Genomic DNA, 22,585 nt, shown 5'->3' with positions numbered 1-22,585 from the left:
CGGCTAACGTATTCAGGAGCTAAACCATGTTACTCCCTCTTATCTTTATCTTACTGCTCGTCGGCGGTGCGGTACTGGCAGCTCAGTCCTCCATCAATGGCCGTTTGGGTGCAAAAGCAGGCGTCATCGAGAGTTCTTGGCTGACCTTTGTGATCGGCGCCGTCCTGACCTTTTTATTGATGTTCTTTTTTGAGCCAGCACAGCAAGCGACGCTCTTCAGCGTACCCAAATGGCAGCTAACCGGCGCGCTGTTTGGCGTGGTCTATATGTTGGCAATTGTGTTTGCCGTACCCCGAGTAGGCACCGCAGCGGCCACGGTAGCAGTCATTTCTGGCCAACTGTTGATGAGCCTGCTGATTGATCATTTCGGCTGGTTAAGCAATGCCGTGCGACCGTTAGATGCGTCACGCTATATCGCGATGGCGCTGCTCATCGGTGCTATCGGCTTAATCTATCTAAGTCACCAGCAGCGTCATCGTCGACTGGCAAGCCAGCCAAGTTAGTTATTCAGGCTCACCACTTTAACGTAGCTGGCTATCTTTGCTGCCGCGGCGATTATAGCCACTAAAGCTCGACCGCTTTTTATCTAGTTCACTCTGGCATTCCACGCAGAGCCGAACGCCTGGAATTGCCTTGCGGCGCGCTTCGGGAATGGGTTCGCCACACTCCTCACAAGTCTCAAGACTTTCGCCGCGAGGCAGTTGGCTACGCGCACGCCGCACCGCATCCTCCAGCGTGCTCTCCATCTGCTCTTGTTCGGCGCCATCTTTCGCCCATCCACCTGCCATCATCGCGCTCCTCGCTTCGGCACTAGCAATCTATCAGCATAGCAGTAACGCCCGCTATTAGCGTTGCAGGCTCAAGGGGGCATTGACAGTGGCTGGTGGTTAAAACTGAACAGGCAGGCATCCACAGACTAGCTTGAACGGTCATTATTAGTAATCACCTCAAGCACTTCCGGATCTTCGAACACATCGGGATATTTACGTTTTGCCCGCGCTAAACGAATGATAGTGATGATATTGGTCACAACGATTAGCCCTTCTGCAAGAGTGCCGCCAATAGAGCCAATTAATAAATTGCTCAACATCCATAGCGTGGCCGCCAAACCTAAAAACACCCGCATCGATATCCCGCGCAGCAGAAACATACCAAAGGTACCGAGCACCATGGCAGCAATGGGTAAAAAGTCCACCCAGCTTTGCCAAGTGAAAGTAGCAGCGACGCCGCTGGCCAGCAGCACGCCGACCATCACCGTTTTACTCCCCATATAACGACGGGCCAACACAATCCGCACAATCACCAGCAAGGTCAGTACGGCAGCTGTCCAGCTTTCAAAAAAAACGAACTGCAAGACAAAAGCCACATTGGCAGAAATCAGTAACATCAACAGTCTGTCGTCGCTCTTACTGGCAAAGGCGACGACACAAATAACCAGCGCGACTAATCCACACACCTGACCAGCCAGGGCAGTGTCGCCGAGGTTTTCTAGCATCATGACCTGCCCTCTTTTAGCTCTTTTCGTTGCCCTATACTCGCATATAGAGCACTAACCCATCTTCATAAACCTCTTCCTGAGGAGCTATAAATAAGTAGTCAGACGATGGGAAGACAGGCAATGGCGATAACATCGTTGTGGTAATGATCGTTGCGCTTATATTCGCGATAGCCTGTCGATGCGACCATGGAAGACGCCCTCTACGAGATCGAGTCCATGCGCCAATTCGCCGGTTTGAAGCTGGATCGATTGCCGGACGAAACCACGATTCTCAAGTGTCGCCATTTTCTAGAACGCCACGGCCTTAGCAAGGTGTTGTTTCAGGAAGTGAACAAGCACCTGGAGGAAAATGGCCTGATGCTGCACGAAGGGAGCATTGTCGATACCACTATCATCTCTGCGCCTAGTTCCACCAAAAAAAAAGGCGAGCGCGCCCCCGAAATGCACCAGACTAAAAAGGGGCTCTTGGCACTTTGGCATGAAAATGCACATAGGTGTCGACGATAAACTTGGGTTGATTCACAGTATCGAGACCACGGCTGCCAATGTCCTTGACATTATGTCTGCCGATCAGCTGCTTCACGGTGAAGAGATTGCGCCCGTTTTCCGTTCAATGAGCGGGAAACGGGCAAAAATACACAAAGAACGGGAGAAGAGTGTCTGAATTTTCGATTTTTGTCAGCTCAAGTGAGCGTTAATGAATATCGGCATTTATTCAGACCTTCCTTAAGTCTAATAAATGAGCATCTGCAGAGTGTGTAAGCACACGTTCAAATCTTCGATGATGCCATGCTGCTTTTTCGCTGCCACAGCAGCACCATCAACGGTACCAACGCAACGGGAATCAACAGCAAGTTAAGTGTCGCCCAGCCTAAGCCGCTGACCAAGGGCCCAGCGAGCAGCGCAGTGATAGCCGCGGTGCCAAACACTAAAAATTCATTGGCGGCCTGGGTGCGTGCTTTATCCACGGGGCGATAGCTCTCAGTAAGCAGCCCTGTGGCGGGCAGAAAAGTAAAGTTCCAACCCAGCCCCAACAAAATCAGCGCCACATTGAAACCGGCTAAACTGATACCCAATTGTGCGACTAAAGCGCTCGCCACCAGCAGCAGGCAACCAGCCACGATGACCCGCTTAGCACCGAAACGGGTAGCTAAATGCCCGGTAAAGAATGAGGGTAAAAACATCGCCACCACGTGCCACTGAATAGTCATTGAAACGTGGTTAAAGTGGTGTCCGGCTCCCGCCATGGCGAGCGGTGTGGCGGTCATGGCCAGGTTCATCACACCGTAACCGACCATCGCCGCGCTTACCGCCAGAATAAACGCGGGCTGGCGGAGTATCTTGATTAGCGGCAGTGCGATACCTTCGTCATGGGTGCGGGATGCGGGCGGTAGTTGCGTCAGCATCAACACCACTAATGCCAGCGCGTAGAGTGCGGCTAAACCAACAAAGCTGCCCAGAAACGGCACTTCGCCCAGCTCACGGCTTACTCTTGCCAGCCATGGCCCGGCAAACGCGGCCAGCACACCGCCACCCATTACCAAGCCAATCGCGCGATCACGCATCGGCGTAGGCGCAGCTTCTACCGCGGCAAAGCGATAGAGCTGGCCAAAGCCAATGCCGATACCAATTAACCAAGTTGCCAACAAAAACAGCCCAAAGCGCTCGCCGATCAGCGCCTGCACAGCAACCAGCGCGCCGATTAGACCAACGAGGTTGCCCAGCATGAAACCGCGCTTACGGCCCAACCTTGCCATGATCAACGAAGCAGGAATGGTCGCGCACATCAGTCCAAGCCACTGGGTGGCAACCGGAGCGGTCGACCAAGACGCGCTTGGGGCTAACGATGCGCCAATCAGTGGCGAGACGGCAATCAGCAGGACATTGCCAGTGACCAGCAGCGCTTGGCAAAGCGATAACAGTGTGACAGTTAAAGGCATGAGGCGCTCTCCTGAAGTGGATCGGTATGGGAAGACGCAAAGCGTTGGCGATAGACCGAAGGTGACACACCGTAGTAGCGCTGAAACTGACGGCGCAACTGCTCTGCACCGCCCAGTCGCCAGCGTTGCGCGAGCCGCTCAAGGGAGACCGGCTCGCGTTTACTGAGCAGTGCCAGGCGCGCTTGTTCAAGGCGTAGCTGGGTCAGGTAAGCACCCGGGGTCGTATTTAGGTGGCGTCTAAACAGTCGGGTTAAATGACGCGTGGAGACGGCCACCAGATCGGCCATGCTCTCAAGCCCGTGGTCTACGCTGGGGTCGGCGTGGAGTTGATCCAGCAAGCGGCGCAGCGGCCCTGCCTCTTGTTGGTGTCGCAGTATCTCGCTGAACTGCGACTGGCCCCCTGGGCGCTGCAAAAATACCACCAACTCACGAGCCACTCGCCCAGCAAGATCAGCACCGTGATCCGCCTCTACCAGCGAAAGCGCCAGATCAATACCCGCCGTGACGCCTGCGCTGGTGTAGCGACCGTTGCTTTCGATATACAGCGCATCGGGCTCGACGCTTAGCGCGGGGTACTCCTCAGCCAGTTGAGGTGCATGACGCCAGTGGGTGGTAACGCGACACCCATCCAGCAACCCTGCAGCGGCTAACAAAAATGCCCCGGAGCAGATAGAACCTAGCCGCCTCACCTCTGGGGCGATCTCACCAAGCACCTGCTTCACGGCGGCTATGTCACGCTGCTGCATCACGCCACTGCCGCCCGCTACCAATAGCGTATCCAGGGGCAGTAAACGAGTAAGTTGCTGGTAGGTGTGGGTGGCATGCACGGCAGGCCGCCGTTGGTGACAACCGGGCCGACGGCATCGGCAATCAGGGTCAACTGATAGAGCGGCTGGGGGCTTAACGCATTGGCGCTGGCAAACACCTGCCAGGGGCCGCTGACATCCAGCAGTTGGCAGTCGGGGTAAGCCAATAGGGCAATATGGCGAGTCACTGTCTCTCTCCGCGGGGTATCGAAGCATTAGAGAGAGTGTCAGCGCTGCGCTCGATGTCGGCAAGGACCATTACCCCACCGATTCGGACATGGGACTAGGTCAACCATCAGCGGGCCAAAATTAGCCCGTTCTTTCTAACGGTGCCTCCATACGGCGGACGCTGGAAACGAAGTCACTAAAGCGCTCGCCCTGAATCAGCACATGATCACTAAGCGCTTGCTGTGCAGCCAAGGGGTCACCTTTTTCAATCGCTTCCACGATGGCTTGGTGCTCGCTGAGGGAATTATTTACCCGTTGGCGCACCTGCAGCTGCAGGCGCCGGTAAGGCTTTAAGCGCTGCTTTAGTTGGCGCGCTTCGCTGGCCAAAAAGGCGTTGTGGCTAGCGGTGTAGATACAGTCGTGAAAACCTTCGTTTTCGTAGTAATACTCATCGCTATCACCGGCCAGCGCCGCCGCTTCGCAGCGTTGGTGTGCTTCGCGAAGCGCGACCAGCTCGGGCTCGGTGATCCGGCGGGCCGCTAGGCGCCCGCACATGCCTTCAAGTTCCGCCATGACCTCGAACATCTCGATCAATTGATCAATTCCTACCTTCGCCACAAAGGTGCCTTTTTTGGGCGAAACCGTCACTAGGCCACTCGCTACCAACTGCTGAAAAGCTTCACGCACGGGTGTTCGCGAGACCTGAAACTCACGCCCCAAGGCTTCCGGGTCCAAGCGCTCTCCCGGCAAACGGCGGCCATTGATGATGTCATCCTCAAGAGAATCCCTTAATCGCTGAGCGTTGGAGCGCTTGGTGCCCGTCATGTTTACCTCCATGGATCGCGACTTATTTCAGGCCATTAAAATTGTCATAAAGTTGACATTAGCATATTTAAGCGCTATTGAAATATATATCAGATCTTCTGATAAACATATAAAGCTCATCCAAACACACAACAACAATTGTTGGAGAAGCCACATGCAACGCTATTTGATCTCAACTGCCACCGCCCTAGGCCTCGCCATCGCGGCGTCACACGCCTCTGCCGATACCGTACTGCGAGCTTCGCATCAATTCCCCGGTGGTCAAGGGGACGTGCGCGATGAAATGGTGCAAATGATGGCCCGCGAAGTAGCTGATGCAGATGTCGGGCTGACCATTGAAGTCTATCCCGGCCAATCGCTGTTTAAAGCGCGTGAACAGTGGGGCGCCATCGCCCGTGGTCGTTTGGACATCACTTCTCTACCGCTGGATTACGCTAGCGGCCGCCACCCGGAGTTCTCGGCTACGCTGATGCCGGGATTGGTGCGTAATCAGGAACATGCCCAACGCCTGAATGACTCTGAGTATATGGAGATGATTAAAGAGGTCATTCGCGAAGGCGGCGCTCGGGTACTTGCAGATGCTTGGCTATCGGGCGGTTTTGCCTCTAGCGAGCAGTGCGTTACCTCGCCTGATACCGTCGAGGGTCAGAACTTCCGCGCCGCCGGGCCTGCGTTTGAACAAATGCTGGAAGCAGCCGGTGCCTCCATCGCCTCCATGCCCTCTTCCGAGGTGTATACCGCCATGCAAACCGGCGTGCTGGATGCCGCTAATACCTCATCGATGTCGTTTATCTCCTTTCGGCTTTACGAACAGGTTGAGTGCTTGACCGAGCCCGGCGACTTCGCGCTGTGGTACATGTACGAACCCATTCTTATTTCCGAGCAGGTGTGGCAAGGGCTCAACGAAGAGCAGCAAACAGCCCTGATGGAAGCAGGTGAAGCCGCCGAGGCGTTCTTTGTGGAAGAGGCCGCCGCCATTGACCAGGAGATGGTCGACCTCTACGCAGAGAATGGCGTGGAGGTGGTCAGCATGAGCGAGGACGACTACAACGCCTGGCTCGATATCGCTAAGGAAACCTCCTACAAAAACTTCGCCGAGAACGTTCCCAACGGCCAAGCCATTATCGATGCGGCGCTGGCCGTCGAGTAAGCAATAGCCAATCGCCTTACGGCACGGCCATTCCGACAGGAATGGCCGCCTTCTACTGATGATTGCTTGGCTTGGTGAGATAACCAGCTTGACGAGGGAACTATGGCACCTGCAACGACACACACTGCCCTTGCGCGGCGGGGCATCATTGGCGGCTACATTCGCGTCATGGACAAGCTCTCGCGGCTTTCTGCCTACTTGGCCTGCGCCCTGTTTATCGCTGGCGTACTCGTGATTTGTCAGATGGTATTTATTCGCTACTTACTGGGAATGAGCACCAGTTGGCAGACTGAATTCACCATCTTCTCAGTAACGGCGGCGATGTTGATGGGCAGCCCCTATGTATTGATGACTGGCGGCCATGTCGCCATCACGATTGTTCCCGATGCACTGGGCGGTATTACCCGCACTATCATGCGCCTGATCGCGTCGCTGTTTGGGTTAGGTTTTTGCGCTGCATTGGCGTATGCCAGTTGGGTCTATGTTTTTGAGGCGCTCCACGGCGAGTGGACCACGGGCTCGGTATGGAATCCGCCACTGTGGCCCGCCTTACTGCCTATGGCGGTCGGCGCCACCCTACTTTCGCTGCAGTATGTGGCTGAAATTTTGCGTGGGGAGAACTGAGCATGGATCCCATCACGTTAGGCATTATCGTTGCCATCGCGCTGATTGCGCTGATGGCCATTGGCACCCCTATCGCTTTCGCCCTGGGCGGTGTATCGCTGCTGGCACTGATCTACGACCGTGGCCTTGCTGAGCTCACCTACTTCGGAGAAACCTTTTTTGACCGCATCGCAGAGTTTGGCTTTGTTGCCATTCCGATGTTTATTTTGATGGGCGCCGCAGTGGCCTCCTCCCCCACCGGGCGTGACCTGTATCGCTCGCTGGATCTGTGGATGGGCAAACTGCCCGGCGGTCTGGCGGTTTCCAATATTGGCGCCTGCTCCATTTTTGCGGCTCTGTCGGGATCATCCCCCGCCACCTGTGCGGCAATTGGTAAAATGGGCATTCCTGAAATGCGCAAGCGCGGCTATCCCGATGGCGTGGCAGCAGGCTGTATTGCCGCAGGCGGTACCCTGGGCATTTTGATTCCGCCGTCGGTCACCATGATCATCTACGGCATTTCCACCGAAACCTCGATTGGACGGCTATTTATTGCCGGGGTAGTACCAGGCTTTATGCTCGCGGGCCTGTTTATGGTCTGGACCATGATTGCCTGCAAGATGGCCGGTGGCTACAACAACCCCATGGCCGAGTCCGTCGAACGGCTAAAAGAGAACGTTAAGCAGAATGTCGATAGTAACCTGAAAGCATTAGTACGGGTTCTCCCTTTCCTAGGCGTGGTCGCGGGCATCCTGTTTGCCCTTTACGGCGGGGTGGCCACACCTTCCGAGGCGGCGGGCGTTGGCGCGTTTTTATGCTTGGCACTAGCGATCCTCATCTACCGCATGTGGCAGTTGGGCCCCATCAAGTTGATCATGCGCGACTCACTGCGCGAAAGCGTGATGATCATGCTGGTCATCGCCACCGCTGAAGTGTTCGCCTATGCACTCTCCTCCATGTTCATCACCCAAACCGTAGCGGCGGCGATTGCTGGTCTGGAGATTAACCGCTGGGCACTGATGGGGGTGATTAACCTCTTTTTGCTAGTAGCTGGCTTCTTCCTGCCGCCCGTGGCCGTGATCGTGATGACTGCCCCGATCTTGTTGCCCATCATCCTCGCGGCCAACTTCGACCCGTACTGGTTTGCGGTGATCCTGACTATCAACCTGGAGATTGGCCTGATCACACCGCCGGTGGGGCTCAACCTGTTCATTATTAAAGGCATCGCACCGGATATCTCGCTGCGCGACATTCTGATGGGAAGCTTGCCCTACGCGCTATGCATGGTGCTGGGTATCTTGTTGCTGTGTCTTTTCCCAGGCATCGCGCTTTGGCTACCTAACTTGATCATGGGCTAAGGAGTTTAACCATGAACATGATGTTTTTGCAGGAGCTGTTTAACAACATCACCCAGCGTGATGCCTTGTTACGGCGACGTCAGCCTGAGACAGTGACGCCCGACCATCAGCAGTTGGTCAACGCGTGCCACAAGCTGCTGGAAAGCGATGGCGAAGCCTCCAGCATTGCGCTGGCAAGCCGTGCTTTGGCGATTTACCAGCGGCTTCCGGCAACTGAAAAAAACAGTTTTTTTGACCGTTTAATAACAGACTTTGCCGCCGACCCAGGCCCTATTGATGCGGCCTACACGGCGTATCGGGAAGCCCGCGACAACCCCACTTTACAGCGGCTATTTGAAGCCAGCGAACCTAGGCGCCAGGAACTTTTCCGGCGTTTAAACCTGGCCAGCGATGGTACCTATGAGTTGGTTAAAATGCGTGAAGATCTTCTGTCGTTGCTGCGTGAGCAGCCTGAGCTGAAGGCCATTGACGACGATTTTGCTCACCTGTTCGGCTCCTGGTTCAATCGCGGCTTTTTGATGCTCAAGCGCATTGATTGGAATACCCCCGCTTCAATTCTTGAGAAGATCATCCGCTACGAGGCGGTACACGAAATTCAGGACTGGGACGATCTACGTCGTCGACTGGATGCACGTGACCGCCGCTGTTTTGCCTTTTTCCACCCAGCGATTGGCGACGAGCCGTTGATCTTCGTCGAAGTCGCCCTGCACAAGGGACTGCCCAGCCGTATTCAGCCTATTTTATTGGGAGAAAGGGCGGGCGAAAGTAGCGCTAAAAAAGCTATCGACGAACCTGAAGACGCTGATACCGCGGCGTTCTTTGGTATCAGCAACTGCCAGACCGGTCTGCGCGGCATCTCCTTTGGTAACTTTTTGATCAAGCAAGTGGTGCAGGAGTTGTCTCAAGAGCTGCCGCAGTTGAAATACTTCGTCACTCTTTCGCCGGTGCCCGGCTTCGCCCAGTGGTTACAAGAACAGCGCGATGATGAGCAGTTGCCCGAGTCACTGCGTCAGTCGCTAAAAGGGCTTGAAACACCTGGCTGGCATCAAGATAAAACCCGTGAGGAGCCATTGAAATCCGCGATCCGCCCGTTGGCGGCGCGCTACTTAGCCGAGGAGAAGAACCGCCACGGCCTGCCGCTGAACCCGGTGGCCCGTTTCCACCTTGGCAATGGGGCCGAACTGCATCGTATCAATTGGCTGGGCGATATCTCCGAGAAGGGCATTAACCAGGCCGCAGGCTTGATGGTCAACTACCTGTACGTACTGGACGATATCGAACGCAACCACGAAAACTATACCGCCAAGGGCACCGTTGCCTGCTCCAATGAGGTGCGCGACCTCGCTCGTCGTGCCCGCAAGCTGGCCAAGGGAGAGACCACCAAATGAGCCATAACCTGTTTGAAACCTTTGCGGCCAAGATGCGCGAGCGCGCTGACGCCGATTTCATTACCACTCGTGAAGGCCGCCGCTACAGTTATACCGATGCGCTGAGCATAAGCGCGAAACTTGCCGGTGCGTTGACTGAGCTGGGCGTTAAGCAAGGCGACCGTGTCGCTGTGCAGGTGGATAAAAGCCCTGAAGCGATACTGCTTTATTTGGCCTGCCTGCGCATCGGCGGGGTCTACTTGCCCCTCAACACCGGCTATACCGGCGATGAAATCCGCTACTTTTTGAATGATGCCGAGCCTGCGTTGTTTGTCTGCCGACCCAAGATAGAAGAGCAAGCGCGAGCGCTTGCTGCTGAAACCGGCTGCCCGGCCGTGGCCACTCTAGGCAGCGCCGCCGATGGCAGCCTGATGGAAGCTGCCCGCGCAGCAACGCCAAGGGAGGATATCGTGGCACTGGGCGAGCGTGACCTGGCCGCTATTCTTTACACATCCGGCACCACCGGGCGCTCCAAAGGCGCCATGCTGACGCACAAGAACCTCGCCTCCAATGCTGAAACCTTGGTAACAGCCTGGCACTTCATCGCCGATGACCGGCTAATCCACGCGCTGCCGATCTTCCATACCCACGGTCTGTTCGTGGCCTGCAATGTCACTTTGATGGCAGGCGCCAGCATGCTGTTCTTGCCGAAGTTTGATGCCGATGTCATTTTCGAAGAGCTGCCCCGTGGCACTGTGATGATGGGCGTTCCTACCTTCTATACGCGCTTGGTTCAGGATGAGCGCCTGACGCCTGACGCTACTGCTAACATGCGGCTGTTCGTCTCCGGCTCTGCCCCGCTCACCGCCGAGACCCACGAGGCGTTTGAAGCCAAAACCGGCCATGCAATTCTTGAGCGCTACGGCATGACCGAAACCAATATGAACCTCTCCAACCCTTATGAAGGCGCACGGCGAGCAGGTACCGTGGGTATGCCGCTACCCGGCGTAGAGATGCGTATTACCAATCGTGAAACCGGCGAAGAGGTGCCTTCTGGTGAAATTGGCATGCTGCAGATTCGCGGCCCGAATGTCTTTATCGGCTACTGGCGGATGCCCGAAAAGACCCGCGAGGAGCTGTTAGACGATGGCTTTTTCATTACCGGCGATCTCGCCATGGTCGACGAGCAGGGCTATGTGCATATTGTGGGTCGCGACAAAGACCTGGTGATTTCAGGCGGCTACAACGTCTATCCCAAAGAGGTGGAGCAGGTGATCGATGAACTTGACCAAGTCGCTGAATCGGCGGTCATCGGCCTACCTCATCCCGACTTTGGTGAGGGAGTGACCGCTGTGGTGGTGCGCCAGCAAGGTACCATTGAAGAAAATCAGCTTAATGAAGATAAGGTGATCAGCCATCTAGACGGTCGGCTAGCCAAGTATAAGCAGCCCAAACGGGTCTTCTTTGTCGATGAACTACCCCGCAACACCATGGGCAAAGTGCAGAAAAACGAGCTGCGCAAACAATTTAACGATACCTATCGCACGCCATAGCCTTCTTTCCTGCCTGTATACGCCTGCCGTCCTTTTGCCCCGCCGCGTGCGGGGCTTTTACCAGCGCTTTGCTGGGAAAAGGAACCATTTGCTCTACTAAGTGTTAAGGTGAAACTACTTAACGAACGATGGAGCAAATCACCTTGACTACGCCTACCGTCACAAGCGGCATCACTGCTAGCGAACTCTATAAGTTAGTCAGCCAACCAGCTCCCGCCAGCAGCGAAAATGCGACCCTTGAATGGCCCGAAGCGACCATTAGCCTGGATGAGACGAACCAGACGCTGATCTGGGAGCTCAACGACTACGGCAACTTGCCGATTACCCTCTCGCGCAGCGAAAATGAGTGGGTCGCCATGGCGCCCATTGTGGCCGTCGACAGCGTCAAAAACAGCGCCGAACTTAACGAAGTGCTGCTGCGCCAGGGCATCTCGTTACCGCTGGCCTCTGTGGGTATTGTCGAGATCGACGGGCACGACTTTTATGTGGCATACGGACAGCTGTTTGGCGACTCCAAGCTTGAGTCAATTTGCGCTGAGCTGCACGCCACGGCCAGCGCAGCCATGGACGTCGCCGAACTGATACAAACGCACTTCGCCTAACGTTTACCCATTGTTCGTCTATTATCCAAATCACCGTTATCAATTAGTGTCACCACCCAGGTGACGTATAAGCGAGATTATTTATGTTAAGCAAAATCATGACCGCCCTACGTGGCAAAGCGACTGAAACCGGTCAAACAGTGGTAGATTCCCAGGCACTGCGCATTTTAGACCAGGAGATCCGCGACTCGGAAAATCACCTGAGTCAGTCTAAAACCGAGCTCACCCGCTTGATGGGCCAGCGCCAGCTGAACAGCAATAAAGCCGACACGCTGGAAAGCAAAATCGCCGAGCTGGAAAAAAGCGCCGAAGCCGCGCTGGATAAAGGCGAGGAAGCGCTTGCAGTAGAGGTGGCTGAACGCATGGTCGCGCTGCAGGATGACCTGGAAGCAGAGCGCGCGATTGTTAGCGAGTACGACGCCAGTATCGAAAAACTGCGTGGTGCCATTCGCGGTACCGACAACCAGCTTCGCCAGCTCAAGCAGCAGGTGAGCGTCGTTAAAGCCACCGAGTCAGCGCAAAAAGCCCAATCTGCCGTCGCGTCTCGCCATTCAGGCCAGAACAGCGCGATGAGCAGCGCTATGGAATCACTCGATCGCATCAAAGAGCGTCAGCAGCTTAATTCGGCGCAAATGCAGGCCGCTGACGACATGGCCGCGGAAGAGAGCGGTAGTTCGCTGGAAGCCCGCCTCAAGGCAGCCGGGATTGGCGGTCAAGAGCGTAAAGCGGATGATGTGTTAGCGCGCCTGAAAGCCAAGAAAAACGCTCCACAAGAGTAAGTTCTCTCTAAAACCAGCTCATTAGCGAGGCAGGCCATGCTTAACAACTTGAAAGCACTTTTTCGCGCGACTACACAGAAGCAGCCTGAGCAGGCAACGGGCCGCCCGGTAGCCGCAGGCCTGCCGATGGGTGTCAGCCAGGAAGATCTTGAAGGCTTGCGGCTGGATGGTCGCGTCAATATTAAGCTGATTGGCCTGCGCGCTCATGCCGATGCGCTGTTTCACTGGGACGACGATGCCTATCACCACATTGCCGCCGTCGGGCATGTCGATCTAGGCCAGGGGGCGCACCTCGTGCGTTTCTATTTGGATAACGATACGTGGCTGCAGGCCAATATTGAGAACGGTCAGGTGCTTGAATATAAGCTGTTCGACTTTTACCGTGTTGCCCATCTCTCGGATGCCGAATTTGATAATTTGATCAACGGGGAAGATAAGCAGCCCGACAGCCTTGGCGCTCAAACCGTCTCGCTTACCTCGACCACTGAGGAGCCACGCACCTGTACGTATCAGCGAGTGTGGGGGGATAGCGACAGCCTTTGGTCGCCACCGGTGGTTCTTGAAGAGCAAGTAATGACCACCGAGAGCGTGTCTGCACGCCATGTGACCCATCATGCGATGCTCTATGAGCGCACTATTCTAGATACTGAACGCATGGAATACCTGCTGCTGAGCGCTGAAAACGACGGTGAAGGCAGCTTTATGTTGGTTCAAAACGTGGGGGTTGACGTGGCCTCCATCGATATCGACGCTATGTAATTTAAAAGGAAACGACCACCATGGTGAATTATCTCTACGGCTTGCCGTCATTTATCGCCTATCTAGTGACCGCAATTGTACTGCTTGCCGCTTTTATGTACTGCTACAGCCGCATTACCCCGCACCACGAGTGGACACTGATTCGCGAAGGAAATGCGGCGGCGGCCTCCGCCTACGGCGGCTCCATTCTGGGCTTTACCATTCCGCTGTATAGCGCAATGGCGCACTCGATCAACTTTATCGATTTTGTGCTTTGGGGCATCGTCGCTTTTATCGTTCAGTTAGCCACCTTCTTTGGCGTTAAGCTGTTTCTGCGCAAACAGGGCGAAAGCCTTTCCCAGCACATCACCGAAGGCCATCAGGCCTACGGCATTTTAATGGCCAGTGTGGCCGTGGCAGTCGGCTTGCTCAACGCCGCTTCGATGACTTGGTAACGACGACGTGGTAAAGGAGAGCCTGCATGTCTAAACACGATCACACACCCCATCTGCCCCGCCGTAAACGTAGTGCGCGTCTGTCATTGGCGATGATGGGCGCCAGCGCCTTTGGACTCACCGCCTGTGGCCAGCCGCCCCAGGAAGAGCAGATCACTGAGATCGAATTTGACGAGCCACGTAGCTTTGAAAGCGTAGAAGCCTGTGTCGCGGAGAATGTCTATACCCGTAGCGCCTGCGAAGACGCCTACGAAGCCTCTTTGGAAGCGGTGCCGCGTTATAGCACCCTGGAAGAGTGCGAAGCTGAGAATGGTGAAGGCGCTTGTACCGCGCCAACCGACGAGCAGTCTCAAGCGGCGACGGGGAGCACTGGTGGCAGTTGGTTCATGCCCGCCATGATGGGTTATATGGTGGGCAGCATGATGTCCAACACCAACCGTGGCCGCTCTTTTGAACGGGTTTACCAGGAGCCCGTGTACCGCAACCGGCAAAATCAGGGCAACTGGAATACGGCCACTAATCAGGCGACCCAGCGGGTAAACCAGCGAAACGATGCCATGCGTAACTCGGTAGCGACCTCTCAGCGTCGAGGATTTGGCTCACGCTCTTCAGCCCGGGGTGGCTGGGGCTCCTAGCCTTCATCGGATACTACCATGCTGCGAATCGATATCCCTGAACGAAGCAACTGGAAAGCCCTGGCTCACGAGCTGGGCTTTCATTTTCATACCATCGATGGTGAGCCTTACTGGAAAGAAGACGCCTACTACCAGTTCACCATGGAGCAGGTAGAGCGGGATATTGAAGGCCCTACCGAAGCGGTGCACGAGATGTGTATGGAGTTGGTCGATAAAGTCTGCCACTCCAATGCCTTAATGCAGCGCTTAGCACTGCCAGAACATATGTGGGACAGCATCCACAACTCATGGAAGTCGGGTCAGCCGCATCTCTACGGGCGAATGGATCTTGCCTACTCTGGCGATGGCCCAGCGAAACTGCTGGAGCTCAACTACGACACCCCTACCTCGCTCTACGAAGCGGGCTTTTTTCAGTGGGTGTGGCTTGAGCAAGCGATCCAGCAAGGCATTCTTCCCCGCCATGCTGACCAGTACAACTCGATCCAAGAGCGACTGATCAATGCCATGGCGCACCTTGGTGATCGCATTGAAGCGCGCACGCTCTACTTCTCCTGTATCAAGGATAACGCCGAAGAGCGCGCCACCGTGCACTACTTACAGGATGTCGCAGTGCAAGCGGGGCTCAAAGCGCCATTTATCTACACCGAAGATATTGGTCTGCGGCCCGGTGCCGAGCATTTCGTTGATCTGGATAACCAGCCCATTCATGCCCTGTTTAAGCTCTACCCCTGGGAAGAGATGGCTGACGATGCGTTTGGCGAGTACATCCCGCAGCTAAACACCCACTGGTTTGAGCCGCCCTGGAAAGCGATTCTCTCTAATAAGGGAATTCTGCCGCTGCTATGGGAGCACTTTGAGGGCCACCCCAACCTGCTACCGGCGTTTTTCGAGGATGCCAATAGCCCGCCGCTGCCAGCAGGCTGGGTGCGTAAGCCATTCTTCTCTCGAGAAGGCAGCAACGTTGAGTTGATCACACCAACCGGCCATCGCGAGGCAGTAGACGGCCCCTACACTGACAGCCCCTGGATTCGTCAGGCGTATCACCCTATGCCGCGCTTTGGTAACAATCACGCATTGATTGGCAGTTGGGTCGTGGGTGACCGCGCTTGTGGCATGGGCATTCGCGAAGACGTTGGTCGGATTACCAAAGACTCCTCCTGCTTTGTGCCCCACGCGATTGTATAAAAGCAAAGACTAAATCCCTCCGACAAACGCTGGACATCTCTACCGAAAAAAGCTGAAATCGAGGTTACTAATTTGGGGGTTACTCTAAAGAGCAGATCTAATGAGCCGATCTAATCAATAGAGTAGCACTCACCTCTTCACCTTTATTACCCTGAGCGTTACCCAACAGCGTTGATGCGAGTCTTGCCGCGTCTTCAGGGACACCGTTTACTTTGGAGCAACGGCGAATATGATGGCGCGCTGGAAACATCTACCCCTACGGCTTCGGCTATTTCTCTCTTTTGGAACGGTGCTCGCGCTTGCAATGCTGTTGGCGCTCTACCTTCAGGCTCGAACCCATAGTCAGGCGCGGCTTGATAACCTGCTAAATAATGAGCTGCCCGCTCAAATCGAAGGGCTTGCTGCCCATATCAACCTCAGCCTCAGTCAGGACTTAGCCGTTTCTGAGAGCCTCGCTAACAGCTACTTTGTTGAGCAGTGGGTACAGGAGGGCATGCCCCAAGAGCGCCAGGACGAGATCACGACTTATCTCTCGCGTTTGATGGCACAGCTGGATACGGAACTGCTCTTTATTGCCGCTCAATACCAGGGCAGGGGCTACTATTTTCAATTGCGCGACGGTGAATTTCTTCAGCGTATTATCCAACCGCCGGGTAACGAAGACGACTGGTACTACCGCTTCACGGAAGGTAATGCCATGTACGAGTTGAATTTGGATAGCGATACATTTTCAACAGATGAAGCCTTTGTATATGTTAATTACCGCAGTGTGGCAAATGCAGCCAACGGTCGACCGCTGGTAGTGGCAGGCGCAGGGCTTGATCTTTCTGACATGGCCATGCTTATTGAAGACTTTCGGCTAGGTGACGATGGCCGCGCTTCTCTGCTGAGTGCTGAAGGTGAGATGCTCGTTCACAGTGGTGAAACCATTAGTAGTGTTGACGTAGCGAAGGCCCTACCCCCACAAGCAGCGCAGCGCCTGCAACGTGACGAACAGCTAAAAGTAGACGAGATTGAGCGCAACGGCCAAACCCTACTGATCAGCACACGCTGGATACCGGAATTGCAGCGCTACCTCATGGTTGAAGTCAATAAAGAGGCGTACTTGGCGTCTACCCGCGAGCGCTTCCTGGCGTCCAGCGGTATAGGACTGCTCATTTTGCTAGCAGGTTTGTTGGTGCTCTACCCGCTAACGGGGAGACTTATTCGCCCGTTGATTGATTTTCAGGGTCAGCTTAAAGACATTACTCACAGTTTGGATCTATCGCGGCGGGTCAGTACCGACGACAAAGCGGAGCTGGGCGATTTAGCGGATCAAACCAACGAACTGCTTGAGCGCCTCTCCCGTGCTATTGCCGCGGTAGCCAAGAACTCCCAGGCGCTGACACACGTAGCGGAGCGTTTGGCAAAAACCGCAGGGCTTTCGGGTGTGCACGGTAGTGATATTCACCATGAAGCTAGCCAAACCATGGCAGCGGCCGTTGAAGAGATGGCGTCGTCGGTGGCTGAAATCACCTCAACGATGGAAGAGCTTTCCACCTCATCCACCCAAATAGCCGATCACTCCCAGTCGGTGGTAGATGTCGCCAACCAAACGTTAGAGCGTAGCCGTAAAGGCAGCACTGCTATGCAGCTTCTGCAGTCGAAAATGCAGGATATCCGTAGCGACAGCGAGCAGAGCCTCGCCGAAATAATGACCCTCGGAGCTAAATCCAAACAGATTAATAAGGTTATGGAACTGATCAACACATTGGCAGCCCAGACCAAACTGATCGCCTTTAATGCCGCGCTGGAAGCCTCAAGCGCAGGCGAGTCTGGACGCCGTTTTTCAGTGGTGGCCAATGAAATACGCCGCTTAGCTGACAGTGTGACGGACTCTACCCAGGAAATTGAAAAGCATACCGATGATATCCAGACGGCAATCAATCGTTTGGTGGTCGCGTCTGAAAAAGGCGCCTCTTCTATTGAGCAAGGCGTTGAGGCAAGTATGAGCACCGCACAAGATCTGGAAGCGCTGCTCAAAGCGGCCAGCCAAACCAGCAGCGCGGCACAGCAGATATCACTCTCTACTCAGCAGCAAAAAACCGCCAGTAGCCAGGTGGTCATGGCACTGCGTGATATCGATACGGCCAGTTCTCGTAATGCGCACTCGGTGCGCAGCATTACCGACATTAGCCAGGACATGATTGATATGTCGACCGAACTCAACGCGCTGGTGCAGGAGTTCACCATCGCTCAGGCAAAAACAGTTAACAACGATAAATAAAAAACCGCTGATTAGGATATCGGATGAGTGTAATTCGGGTAGTCATTGCCGACGACAGCCAAGTAGCCCGCGACGTGCTACGCGATATTCTCAGCCGAGACGGTGACATTGACATCGTCGGGGAAGCCACTAACGGCCGTGAGGCTGTTGAGCTGGCCAGACGTTTAGCGCCGCAGCTAATCACCATGGACCTCAACATGCCGGTGATGGATGGCCTAAGCGCCATCGAAGAGATCATGTACACCAAAGGCGTACCGATTTTGGTGATTAGTGACCGCTCCGATGCTCAAACGGCCTACCACGCGCTAGAAGTAGGCGCACTAGAAGTCATGCCAAAACCCTCTCTGGATGAGGCAGACGCCGAACGTCTGTTAGAGCGGGTTCGCCTACTGGCGGGGGTATCGGTGATTACTCGCTTGCGCCGGCGTTGCACGGTTTCCTCACCAACAACATCGTTTCACTCGACACTGATGACGCCACTGCGAGGTGTCCCCCGCGATTTTAAGCACGTTATCGCGATTGCTTGCTCTACCGGCGGCCCACAAGCATTAGTACGCGTGCTGCGGACACTACCCGACGGTTTTCCAGCACCCATTGTGATTGCTCAGCACATCAGTCATGGATTTATTGGCGGCATGGCCCAATGGCTGGCATCGCTGTGTGCCTTGCCAGTCAGTGTCGGCCAGGAAGGCGAGCAATTGCGCCCTGGGCATATTTACTTATCGCCATCAGAAAGTGATTTATGCGTGACGCCACGTCATCGCTTCCAGCTTCAACCCAGCCCCGAAAGCTCACTTTACCATCCCAGCTGCGATGTACTGCTGCAAAGCGTCGCCGAAGTCTATGGCGGTGATGCGATTGGCATTATTTTGACCGGTATGGGGCGTGACGGTGTTAATGGCATGCGGGCGATCTCTCAGGCAGGCGGCACCACCTTTGCGCAAGATGAAGCCAGTTCAGTGATATACGGCATGAATCAAGAAGCGGTTAAAGCAGGCGTCATTCAGTATGAATTGCCGCTCGATAGCCTGCCTAACCGGCTTTTACGCGCGGTACTCGGTCATCATGGCCGACCGGAGCCTTTCGCATGAGCACCTTTACCGCTTTTAAAACCCTGGTATATCAACGCTGTGGATTACACCTGGAGGGTTTAGCCGAAGCTCGGCTATTTCGGGCAGTCGCCAGTTTACAAGCCGCCACAGGACTCACTAACACCTCGCAGTTACTTGCGCTTTTAACCCGAGACCAGACACTATTTGACCATTTTGTCAGTCAGCTGACGGTTAACGAAACGTACTTTTGTCGCGAGCCAGACGCCTTAAACTGGTTGATTGACACTTATCTCCCTGAGCGTTTAGCCACTGAAAATGGCCCCATCTCTATCTTCAGTGCTGGCTGCTCTTCTGGCGAAGAGCCCTATAGCATCGCCATGATGCTATATGAGTGCTTTGGAGAACGAGCCAAAACGCTATTTAACATCTCAGGCGGCGACCTTGATCAACAAGTTCTCGCTAAGGCCCGCCAAGCCGTGTATGGCGGCATGGCGTTTCGCGCCCTCTCGACCTCCTTTAAAGAGCGTTACTTTTGCCCTCACCAGGGCCGCTTTAAGCTCCGCGAATCACTGCGCCAATGGGTTACCTTTCACTCCTTCAATCTATTAAACGCCGCAGAGACCCACCCAGGTGGTCCTTTCGATGTCATTCTATTTCGCAATGTATCGATCTATTTTGATCAGCAGACTCGGCGTCAAATTCATCAGCAGCTCAGCCAGTTACTGGCGCCCAATGGCATTTTACTCTGCGGGGTCACCGAAACCCTGGGGAATGATCTAGGCGTGTTTGAACTTACCGAAGCCCAGGGAGTTTTTTATTTTCGTCATCCAGAGCAGTCCATATCAATGCCAGTCGCTTCCTCTCAGCCCCCTTTGCTCGCGATGGGTAATTCGACTAATGGCAGTGCTGATGTCAGTGAGAACGCGAGCGAAGGGTTAGCCAGCGGCACTGGCTTACCCCCCCATACGTCAATGGAGTTCGCAACGCAAAGTGAACCAGCTGACAGCCTCACCCACCAGTTGCACACCGCCCATAGGTTGCTCAATCAAAACGCTTTTGATGACGCCGCCAAGCTACTTGAGGCCCTGCTTAAGCAACAGCCGTGGTCAATCGATGCGCTGGTACTGGCCGGGTTAGTCTCTCGCTGGCAGCACGAGCCTGAGCTCGCCTACGACTACTTTAAACGGGCTATTTATGCAGCCCCGGAGTGCTGGCCTGCACACTTCTATTTAGCTGAACTTTATCGCCAGGGCGAACTGACCGATGCGCCCTTACAGCAACAACGTTGCTATGCCGCCGTCGTTCGTCTATTAACAGCCGCGCCCACCGCGAGTGGCGGGTTAGAGACCATCGACCCACCGCTACCACCAGGCGATGCGCGCTTTTTAGCTGAGCGCTATTTAAAAGCGCTTAACATTACACTGGCAACGACCAGCAACGCACAGGGAGTGGGTTAATATGGCGCTGGATATTCGCCGCTTTATACAGCGCTTTGTGGAGGAGGCTGCCGATCATTTACCCCGCCTGCGCGAAGGGATTCATGCCTTGGAGCAGGGTAACGCTGATCGCGAGCAGATCAACGAGTTGTTTCGCGCTGCACATACACTGAAAGGCTCATCGCGCATGCTGAAACTGGTGCCCATCACGGCACTAGCGCATAGCACCGAAGAACTGCTCAGCGCCCTACGCGAAGGCACGCTCACCATAACGTCTGAGATGACAAGCTTGCTCAACCAAGCGGTTGATGAGCTGACAGACTTTGTTGGTCGGCTGGCCGAAGGAGCAACGGGAGAAGAGCTACCCGAGGCGAATGCGGCGCTATGCAGCGCGCTGGAAAACGCAGCGCATGGCCAACTGCCCACTCAGCCTAGTTCACCCGTTCCCGTTGCACCGGCCGCCGCGCCAACCTCTCCCTCAACGCCAGTGGCGGAGAGTGAATTACGCCTTAGCGATACGGTACGCGTGCGCCTGAACCGACTGGACGACGTGATTCGTTTGATGGGCGAAGTCCTTTCTGGCCACCATCACCTGCACTCACTCGTAGATCAGGCGCGCGAGCTGAGCGCTACACTCCCTGCCGACCAACAGTCGCCGTTTCAAGCCTTTCACCGGGAGCTGAAAGATAGCGTTTTGACGCATGATTCGTTGATGAGCGACCTGCATGATCGCGCCCTGCAAATGCGGATGCTGCCGCTCAGCGTGGTATTGGATCCTTTCGCGCAGATGTCGCGTGAATTAGCCCAGTCTCTTGGCAAACAGGTCGACTGCCGTGTACGCGGCAGCGAGATTGAACTTGATCGCCAAATGATTGACCGTCTGTCTGACCCGCTCATTCACCTGCTGCGTAATGCGTTAGACCACGGTTTGGAGCCCCCCGCCGAGCGCCAGGCGGCAGGTAAGCCGCCTCGGGGTCAGCTAGTCATCGAAGCGAGACAAGACGCTGGCTGGGTGGTAATTGAGATGCATGATGACGGCGCCGGTATTGCGCTGGACGCGGTGCACCAAAAAGCGCTCGCTAAGCAGCTGGTCAGCGAAGAACAGTTGAATGCCCTCAGCGAACAGGAAACGCTAGAACTTATTTTCCTGCCCGGCTTCTCTACCAAAAGTATGATTACCGACTTTTCTGGCCGCGGCGTAGGTATGGACGTGGTAAAACGCACCGTGGTAGATGAGCTTAACGGTGATTTACAGCTTGCAAGCGTCAGTGGCCGTGGCACACGCTTCACTCTACGTTTGCCGCTTTCGCTGGCGATGATGCGGGTATTGCTGGTCCGTGTCGTTGGCGTCACTTTGGGGGTGACGGCGCCTTACGTATCGGAACTCGTCGAGTGTTCAACAGATACCTTTATTGATACCGCTGGGCAGCGCACGCTAATTTTACGCAATGAATTTGTGCCCGTCGTGTCTTTGGCTCAGCTACTTAAACTGCCTAATACCACCTCAAATAATGGATCTACTCTGTTACTTGTCGTTCACCAACGTCATCAAAAACTTGCCCTAATCATTGATTCACTGATTGATGAACGCGATATGGTCATCAAGCCATTGCCTGTGCATCTACGCCATTTACCGCTGGTATCGGGGATGGTGTCCATGGGGCGCAATGCGCTGGTGAGCCTGCTGCACGTACCCGCTTTATTGGAGGCAACCCGGCGTAGTGTGCTGCATCCAAGCGTTGAGCGCCCATCATCAACCAGTGCGCAGCGAATTTTGGTGGTCGACGACTCGCTGAATACCCGTGAAATAGAAAAAGATGTCCTCGAAGCATGGGGCTATCATGTGACACTTGCCGAAAACGGCCGTGACGGCTTAGCCAAAGCACTGGCTGAGCCGTTTGACGCGGTACTGACCGATGTGGAAATGCCGGTGATGGATGGCTTTGCGCTGACTGCCCGACTGCGCGAAAATGAGGATTACCGTCATCGGCCCATTATTATTATCACCTCGCGGGAAAAAGAGGCCGATCGTCGGCGCGGCATTGAGGTCGGCGCTGACGCTTATATCGTCAAGGGCAGCTTTGACCAAAACAACTTGGTAGAGACACTTCAAGCCCTGCTGGGCTAACCGCGACTATCACTTACAGAACAATCATTACGAGGTTATGG

General features: G+C 55.0%; 22 protein-coding genes and 1 pseudogene. 17 read left to right on the top strand and 6 right to left on the bottom strand.

The genetic code is table 11. The annotated features are described in order from the left end of the window. Nucleotides 1–26 precede the first annotated feature (26 nt). Nucleotides 27–503 (top strand): DMT family transporter, encoded by a 477-nt coding sequence (locus HUO07_RS13410; RefSeq protein WP_008959382.1) that lies wholly within the window; start codon nt 27–29, stop codon nt 501–503. An 18-nt stretch (nt 504–521) separates the two neighbouring features. On the opposite strand, the gene HUO07_RS13405 is transcribed toward HUO07_RS13410, so the two are convergent. Both HUO07_RS13405 and HUO07_RS13400 read right to left on the bottom strand, forming a co-directional pair. Beyond that, on the bottom strand, nt 522–788 hold the full coding sequence (locus HUO07_RS13405) for a DksA/TraR family C4-type zinc finger protein (protein WP_176303993.1): 267 nt from the start codon (nt 786–788) through the stop codon (nt 522–524). A 128-nt stretch (nt 789–916) separates the two neighbouring features. Continuing rightward, the gene (locus tag HUO07_RS13400) at nt 917–1,495 is read right to left on the bottom strand and encodes a YgjV family protein (RefSeq protein ID WP_176304038.1); all 579 of its coding nucleotides are present in this window, start codon (nt 1,493–1,495) and stop codon (nt 917–919) included. Between the two features lie 180 nt (nt 1,496–1,675). On the opposite strand from HUO07_RS13400, the pseudogene HUO07_RS13395 reads away from it, so the two are divergent. Then, nucleotides 1,676–2,090 (top strand): annotated as a pseudogene (locus HUO07_RS13395) (IS5 family transposase); the annotation flags it as partial. A gap of 178 nt (nt 2,091–2,268) precedes the next feature. Here the strand turns inward: HUO07_RS13395 and HUO07_RS13390 are convergent. From HUO07_RS13390 to HUO07_RS13380, 4 genes are all read right to left on the bottom strand, one after another. Further along, nucleotides 2,269–3,438, bottom strand: coding sequence for an MFS transporter (locus tag HUO07_RS13390; protein ID WP_176303992.1), 1,170 nt, complete (start codon nt 3,436–3,438; stop codon nt 2,269–2,271). Next, the gene (locus tag HUO07_RS13385; protein WP_340162501.1) at nt 3,429–4,265 is read right to left on the bottom strand and encodes a GlxA family transcriptional regulator; all 837 of its coding nucleotides are present in this window, start codon (nt 4,263–4,265) and stop codon (nt 3,429–3,431) included. Before HUO07_RS13385 ends, HUO07_RS13390 begins: the two co-directional genes overlap by 10 nt. Further along, the gene (locus tag HUO07_RS21745) at nt 4,202–4,432 is read right to left on the bottom strand and encodes a helix-turn-helix domain-containing protein (protein WP_246286641.1); all 231 of its coding nucleotides are present in this window, start codon (nt 4,430–4,432) and stop codon (nt 4,202–4,204) included. Before HUO07_RS21745 ends, HUO07_RS13385 begins: the two co-directional genes overlap by 64 nt. A 121-nt stretch (nt 4,433–4,553) precedes the next feature. Then, nucleotides 4,554–5,237, bottom strand: coding sequence for a GntR family transcriptional regulator (locus tag HUO07_RS13380; protein WP_101148094.1), 684 nt, complete (start codon nt 5,235–5,237; stop codon nt 4,554–4,556). Nucleotides 5,238–5,391: 154 nt separating this feature from the next. Here HUO07_RS13380 and dctP point away from each other — a divergent pair, with 154 nt between their 5' ends. From dctP to HUO07_RS13305, 15 genes are all read left to right on the top strand, one after another. Further along, nucleotides 5,392–6,387: a TRAP transporter substrate-binding protein DctP gene (gene dctP / locus HUO07_RS13375; RefSeq protein WP_176303991.1), complete on the top strand. Its 996-nt coding sequence runs from the start codon at nt 5,392–5,394 to the stop codon at nt 6,385–6,387. Between the two features lie 102 nt (nt 6,388–6,489). Then, complete coding sequence (locus tag HUO07_RS13370) at nt 6,490–7,011, top strand: TRAP transporter small permease subunit (RefSeq protein ID WP_176303990.1); 522 nt, start codon at nt 6,490–6,492, stop codon at nt 7,009–7,011. Nucleotides 7,012–7,013: 2 nt separating this feature from the next. Further along, on the top strand, nt 7,014–8,348 hold the full coding sequence (locus HUO07_RS13365) for a TRAP transporter large permease (RefSeq protein ID WP_176303989.1): 1,335 nt from the start codon (nt 7,014–7,016) through the stop codon (nt 8,346–8,348). Nucleotides 8,349–8,359: 11 nt separating this feature from the next. Continuing rightward, a complete protein-coding gene (locus tag HUO07_RS13360) occupies nt 8,360–9,736 on the top strand; it encodes a malonyl-CoA decarboxylase (RefSeq protein ID WP_176303988.1) in 1,377 nt (458 codons plus the stop codon). After that, a complete protein-coding gene (locus HUO07_RS13355; RefSeq protein WP_176303987.1) occupies nt 9,733–11,268 on the top strand; it encodes a malonate--CoA ligase in 1,536 nt (511 codons plus the stop codon). Before HUO07_RS13360 ends, HUO07_RS13355 begins: the two co-directional genes overlap by 4 nt. A gap of 143 nt (nt 11,269–11,411) precedes the next feature. Then, entirely contained in the window at nt 11,412–11,870 is a 459-nt protein-coding gene (locus tag HUO07_RS13350) for a DUF2170 family protein (protein ID WP_246286640.1), read from the top strand. Between the two features lie 83 nt (nt 11,871–11,953). Continuing rightward, complete coding sequence (locus HUO07_RS13345; RefSeq protein WP_176303985.1) at nt 11,954–12,649, top strand: PspA/IM30 family protein; 696 nt, start codon at nt 11,954–11,956, stop codon at nt 12,647–12,649. Nucleotides 12,650–12,685: 36 nt separating this feature from the next. After that, entirely contained in the window at nt 12,686–13,408 is a 723-nt protein-coding gene (locus tag HUO07_RS13340; protein WP_176303984.1) for a DUF2491 family protein, read from the top strand. A 20-nt stretch (nt 13,409–13,428) separates the two neighbouring features. After that, nucleotides 13,429–13,842, top strand: a complete 414-nt coding sequence (locus HUO07_RS13335; RefSeq protein WP_101148103.1) for a DUF350 domain-containing protein — start codon at nt 13,429–13,431, stop codon at nt 13,840–13,842. 26 nt (nt 13,843–13,868) lie between these two features. Continuing rightward, nucleotides 13,869–14,477 carry a DUF1190 domain-containing protein gene (locus HUO07_RS13330; protein ID WP_101148104.1) on the top strand — a complete coding sequence of 203 codons (609 nt, stop codon included), beginning with the start codon at nt 13,869–13,871 and terminating at the stop codon, nt 14,475–14,477. Between the two features lie 18 nt (nt 14,478–14,495). Further along, entirely contained in the window at nt 14,496–15,662 is a 1,167-nt protein-coding gene (locus HUO07_RS13325; protein ID WP_176303983.1) for a glutathionylspermidine synthase family protein, read from the top strand. Nucleotides 15,663–15,891: 229 nt separating this feature from the next. Continuing rightward, nucleotides 15,892–17,928, top strand: coding sequence for a methyl-accepting chemotaxis protein (locus HUO07_RS13320; protein ID WP_176303982.1), 2,037 nt, complete (start codon nt 15,892–15,894; stop codon nt 17,926–17,928). A gap of 23 nt (nt 17,929–17,951) precedes the next feature. Next, nucleotides 17,952–19,019: a chemotaxis-specific protein-glutamate methyltransferase CheB gene (gene cheB / locus HUO07_RS13315; RefSeq protein WP_176303981.1), complete on the top strand. Its 1,068-nt coding sequence runs from the start codon at nt 17,952–17,954 to the stop codon at nt 19,017–19,019. After that, a complete protein-coding gene (locus tag HUO07_RS13310) occupies nt 19,016–20,437 on the top strand; it encodes a CheR family methyltransferase (RefSeq protein WP_176303980.1) in 1,422 nt (473 codons plus the stop codon). Before cheB ends, HUO07_RS13310 begins: the two co-directional genes overlap by 4 nt. 1 nt (nt 20,438) lies before the next feature. After that, entirely contained in the window at nt 20,439–22,544 is a 2,106-nt protein-coding gene (locus tag HUO07_RS13305; RefSeq protein WP_176303979.1) for a hybrid sensor histidine kinase/response regulator, read from the top strand. Nucleotides 22,545–22,585 lie beyond the last annotated feature (41 nt).

Source organism: Vreelandella maris (genome assembly GCF_013371085.1).
In the GTDB taxonomy this organism is placed as follows: Bacteria; Pseudomonadota; Gammaproteobacteria; order Pseudomonadales; family Halomonadaceae; genus Vreelandella; species Vreelandella maris.
This window is presented reverse-complemented; position numbering and strand designations above follow the sequence as displayed.

What these genes read in the sequence shown, in the direction of transcription:
- HUO07_RS13410 (WP_008959382.1), top strand. Translation starts at nt 27, where the DNA reads ATGTTACTCCCTCTTATCTTTATCTTACTGCTCGTCGGCGGTGCGGTA.
- HUO07_RS13405 (WP_176303993.1), bottom strand. Translation starts at nt 788, where the DNA reads ATGGCAGGTGGATGGGCGAAAGATGGCGCCGAACAAGAGCAGATGGAG.
- HUO07_RS13400 (WP_176304038.1), bottom strand. Translation starts at nt 1,495, where the DNA reads ATGCTAGAAAACCTCGGCGACACTGCCCTGGCTGGTCAGGTGTGTGGA.
- HUO07_RS13390 (WP_176303992.1), bottom strand. Translation starts at nt 3,438, where the DNA reads ATGCCTTTAACTGTCACACTGTTATCGCTTTGCCAAGCGCTGCTGGTC.
- HUO07_RS13380 (WP_101148094.1), bottom strand. Translation starts at nt 5,237, where the DNA reads ATGACGGGCACCAAGCGCTCCAACGCTCAGCGATTAAGGGATTCTCTT.
- dctP (WP_176303991.1), top strand. Translation starts at nt 5,392, where the DNA reads ATGCAACGCTATTTGATCTCAACTGCCACCGCCCTAGGCCTCGCCATC.
- HUO07_RS13370 (WP_176303990.1), top strand. Translation starts at nt 6,490, where the DNA reads ATGGCACCTGCAACGACACACACTGCCCTTGCGCGGCGGGGCATCATT.
- HUO07_RS13365 (WP_176303989.1), top strand. Translation starts at nt 7,014, where the DNA reads ATGGATCCCATCACGTTAGGCATTATCGTTGCCATCGCGCTGATTGCG.
- HUO07_RS13360 (WP_176303988.1), top strand. Translation starts at nt 8,360, where the DNA reads ATGAACATGATGTTTTTGCAGGAGCTGTTTAACAACATCACCCAGCGT.
- HUO07_RS13355 (WP_176303987.1), top strand. Translation starts at nt 9,733, where the DNA reads ATGAGCCATAACCTGTTTGAAACCTTTGCGGCCAAGATGCGCGAGCGC.
- HUO07_RS13345 (WP_176303985.1), top strand. Translation starts at nt 11,954, where the DNA reads ATGTTAAGCAAAATCATGACCGCCCTACGTGGCAAAGCGACTGAAACC.
- HUO07_RS13340 (WP_176303984.1), top strand. Translation starts at nt 12,686, where the DNA reads ATGCTTAACAACTTGAAAGCACTTTTTCGCGCGACTACACAGAAGCAG.
- HUO07_RS13335 (WP_101148103.1), top strand. Translation starts at nt 13,429, where the DNA reads ATGGTGAATTATCTCTACGGCTTGCCGTCATTTATCGCCTATCTAGTG.
- HUO07_RS13330 (WP_101148104.1), top strand. Translation starts at nt 13,869, where the DNA reads ATGTCTAAACACGATCACACACCCCATCTGCCCCGCCGTAAACGTAGT.
- HUO07_RS13325 (WP_176303983.1), top strand. Translation starts at nt 14,496, where the DNA reads ATGCTGCGAATCGATATCCCTGAACGAAGCAACTGGAAAGCCCTGGCT.
- HUO07_RS13320 (WP_176303982.1), top strand. Translation starts at nt 15,892, where the DNA reads ATGATGGCGCGCTGGAAACATCTACCCCTACGGCTTCGGCTATTTCTC.
- cheB (WP_176303981.1), top strand. Translation starts at nt 17,952, where the DNA reads ATGAGTGTAATTCGGGTAGTCATTGCCGACGACAGCCAAGTAGCCCGC.
- HUO07_RS13310 (WP_176303980.1), top strand. Translation starts at nt 19,016, where the DNA reads ATGAGCACCTTTACCGCTTTTAAAACCCTGGTATATCAACGCTGTGGA.
- HUO07_RS13305 (WP_176303979.1), top strand. Translation starts at nt 20,439, where the DNA reads ATGGCGCTGGATATTCGCCGCTTTATACAGCGCTTTGTGGAGGAGGCT.